Source organism: Mesorhizobium sp. P5_C1 (genome assembly GCF_054049815.1).
Map to the genome: position 1 here is coordinate 1 of NZ_JBFULQ010000521.1, position 3,811 is coordinate 3,811.

2 protein-coding genes are annotated in these 3,811 nt (G+C 62.9%); both read left to right on the top strand.

Annotation, left to right across the window (positions count from 1 at the left end):
* Window positions 1–1,452, top strand: a 1,452-nt coding sequence (locus ACXJ7R_RS27075) for a sugar ABC transporter ATP-binding protein (RefSeq protein ID WP_457154503.1), incomplete at its 5' end; no start/stop codon positions are given.
* Window positions 1,449–3,686, top strand: a complete 2,238-nt coding sequence (locus ACXJ7R_RS27080; RefSeq protein ID WP_457154504.1) for an ABC transporter permease subunit — start codon at window positions 1,449–1,451, stop codon at window positions 3,684–3,686. The genes ACXJ7R_RS27075 and ACXJ7R_RS27080, both read left to right, overlap by 4 nt.
* The last annotated feature ends 125 nt before the right edge of the window (window positions 3,687–3,811 follow it).

Here is a 3,811-nt window from a genome sequence, read left to right on the forward strand (position 1 = left end):
GTGCACGCCCTGCTTGGTGAAAACGGGGCCGGCAAATCGACGCTGATCAAGATTCTAAGCGGCGTGCATGTGCATGATGGCGGCTCGATCGCGATCAATGGCGAGCCTGTCTCGTTCGCTTCGCCCGCCCAGTCGCGTGATGCCGGCGTGGCGGTGGTCTACCAGGATCTGAGCCTGGTCGAATCGCTTTCGGTTGCCGACAATCTGATGCTGGGACGAGAGGCGAAGACCCGCTTCGGCTTCCTGAAAAAACGCCAGCTGGTGGCGCAGGCCGAAGCCTTCCTCAAGTCACAGAACATCCCGCTCGATGCCCGTGCCATGGTCGGGTCGCTGCCCTTTGCCTATCGCCAGATGACCGAGATCGCCAAGGCGCTGATGGGCGACGTTCGCCTGCTCATCCTCGACGAGCCGACCTCGGCGCTGACCGACGATGAAGAGAAGATCCTGTTCGAGGCGATCCGTGCTGTTGCCGCGCGGGGCGTCGGGGTGATCTACGTCACGCATCGCCTCAATGAGGTCTTCCGGATTTCGAACCGGGTGACCGTATTCCGCGACGGGCAGAACGCCGGAACATTTATCACGTCACAGACCAGTATGAGGCAATTGGTCGGCGCGATCGTCGGGCCGGATCACGCCGTTCTGAAGGCGGGCACCACGGCAGCGGGGCAAAGCGTGATGTCCTCTGCCCGCCCTGGTTCCCCTGAAAAGCCCGTGCTCGAATTGAGGGGCGTCAGCAATGACAGGCTGGACCGGGCCAATCTCGAACTGCGCAGCGGCGAAATCCACGGCCTTGCCGGCCTGATCGGTAGCGGACGCACCGAAATCCTGCAGACGATCTTCGGGCTGCTGCCCGTCCAGTCGGGCGATGCCAGCCTCGAGGGCGTTTCGCTGAACGGAACCGATCCGGCCGAGGCGATACGGCGAGGCATAGCGCTGGTGCCGGAGGACCGGCACGTCCAGGGCCTGGTCCTCGAACATTCGATCGAGCGCAACCTGACCCTGCCACGGTTGCCGTATTTCTCGCGCCTGGGCTGGCTGCAGCGCCGCTCGGCGAGCGAGCACGCCGACGCCGCCATGCATCGGCTGGCCGTCAAGGCGCCAGGCGCATCGACCACGGTGAAGAACCTGTCCGGGGGCAACCAGCAGAAGGTCGTGTTCGGCAAATGGAACGAGCCGCGGCCGCGCGTGCTGTTGCTCGACGAGCCGACGGTTGGTGTCGATGTCGGTGCGCGCGAGGAGATTTACGGCGTCATTCGCGCCGCAGCGGCGGCGGGAAGCGGTGTGCTGCTGGTGTCTTCGGATCTTTCCGAACTGCTTCAGCTCTGCGACCGCGTCTCGATCGTCGTCGATGGCCGGATCACCAAGACGATTTTGAGACAGGAATTCGGCAGCGCCGAGGATCTCCATCACCTCATTCAACTTTCGCAGCCATCGCAAGAGCACGCGGCATGACCGACACCCAAAGCCCGGCAAGTCCACCAGTGGCAAGGGGGGCAGCCGCCAACCAGCCAGGCGGTCGCTCGGCGCTGCAGCATCTGCTTCAGGGCGAACGCCCCTATATGCTTTACGTCGCCTTCGCCGTCATGCTGATCGTCTTCAGCCTGGCGTCGCCCTGGTTCCTGTCGATCGACAATTTTCTCAACATCGGCCGCCAGACGACACTGGTCTCGATCATTGCCGTCGGCATGACGTTCGTCATCATCTCCAGGCAGATCGACCTGTCCGTCGCCTCGACGCTGGCGCTTTCGGGCATGAGTGCGTCGCTGGCCATGGCTTTCGTCGCCAACAACTGGGTCGTCGGCGCGCTGGCGGGATTGGGCACCGGGGCGCTGATCGGGCTGATCAACGGCGTCTTGACCACCCGCCTCGAAATCCCGTCCTTCCTGGTGACGCTGGGCACGTTGAGCGGCGCGCGCGGTCTGGCGCTGATGGTCACCAACACCAAGCCGGTCATCATCACCAACGATTATTATTTCGCGATCTTCGGCGAAGGCTCGGTGCTGGGCATCCCGGCGCCGATCCTGTGGACGCTTGGCGTCACGATCGCAGGCATCCTGCTGCTCCACTACAGCGTCTACGGGCGGCGCGTCTATGCGGCGGGCGGCAACCCGACGGCCGCACTCTATTCCGGCGTCCATATCAAGAAGGTCACCACGTTGGCCTTCGTGCTGACCGGGACGCTCGCCGGGCTGGCATCGCTGATCCTGTCGGCGCGTTCGCACGCGGCACGGCCCGATGTCGTGCAAGGCATGGAGCTCGATGTCATCGCCTCGGTGATCCTCGGCGGCTGCAGCCTGTTCGGCGGTCGCGGTTTCGTGCTGGGCACGCTGCTCGGCAGCCTGATCATCGGCACGCTCAACAATGGGCTGGTGCTGCTTGGCGTCAGCTCGTCGCTGCAACTCGTCATCAAGGGTCATCGTCGCCGCGGTCGCCTTCACGAGGAGGTAAGGCGCGCGCCCGCGGATTTCAGCAGAAAATTGCCGGCTCCAAACGGCACCAGAGACGTCAACGATCAACGGAGGAAAGTCATGAAGCACTCGGCACGAATCCACTCGCTTTTCCTAGGATTGAGCATCGCCGCCAGCGCGTTCGCGCTCTCAACATCCCTAAGCTCGGCGCAAACGCCGGAAACCTGCGTTACCGGCGTCGACATGGCCACGCTCGGTCCCAAGGGCATTGTTGGCCAGGGCCCGCACGGTGAAAAGGCAGCCTCGCCCGACGAGTTGAAGTTGAGCGACGACGAAGCCGCCAAGGTCAAGGCCGGCAAGTTCAAGGTCGGCATTTCCATGCAGACGGTGAACCTCGACTGGTCGCAACTGCAGGTGCAAGGCATCAGCGAAACGCTGGCCAAGTATGGCGTGACCGTGACCGGTGTCGCGTCGGCCGAATATCAAGTCGACAAGCAGATCGCCGATATCGAGAACACCATCCAGCAGCATCCCGACGGCATCATTTCCATCCCGGTCGACTTCACCGCGACGGCGCCGACCTACAAGAAGGTGGGCGAGGCCGGCATCAAGCTGGTGTTCATGGACAGCATCCCGGTTGGCCTCGAATCTCCAAAGGATTTTGCCTCGATGATCTCGGCCGACAGCCAGGGCAACGGCCAGATCGCGGCGCAGATCCTGTCTTCCTGCATGCCGAAGGGCGGCACGATCGGCCTGGTGAATTTCGGCGTCGACTATTTCAGCACCAACGAGCGCACCAAGGGCGTCGGCGAGTGGATGAAGAAGAACCGGCCCGACATCGTCATGAAGCAGGTCGATTTCACTGATCCCTCCAAGGTGTCGCAGATCGCCGGCGACTTCCTCACCGGCAATCCCGATGTGAAGGGCCTGTTTGCGGTGTGGGATCAGCCGGCGCTCGACACTCTGTCGTCGATGCGCGCGCAAGGCATCGACATTCCGATCACCACTGTCGATCTCGGCCTGCAGTCGGCGATCGAAATCGCCAAGGGTGGGCCGCTGAAGGCAACCGGTTCGCAGCGCCCCTATGATCAGGGCGTCGCCGAAGCGCTGGCGATGATGAAGGCGCTGATCGGTGAACCCACGCCCGCCTGGGTCGGCGTCCAGTCCTTGCCGGTCGTGCAGTCCAACGTGCTGGAGTCCTTCAAGACCGTGTTCCACAAGGATCCGCCGGCCGAACTGGTCGATGCCTGTAACAGCRCCAAGCCGAAGTGCAATTGAGATAGGTGAAAAGCCATGGGCACGGGGGCGACCCCGTGCCCATGTTTTTGGTAAGATTGGACGCGACGCGCTTTGGGAAATCGGTCTCGCAACAGTCGGCTTCATGCCAAGACGGCCATTCATGG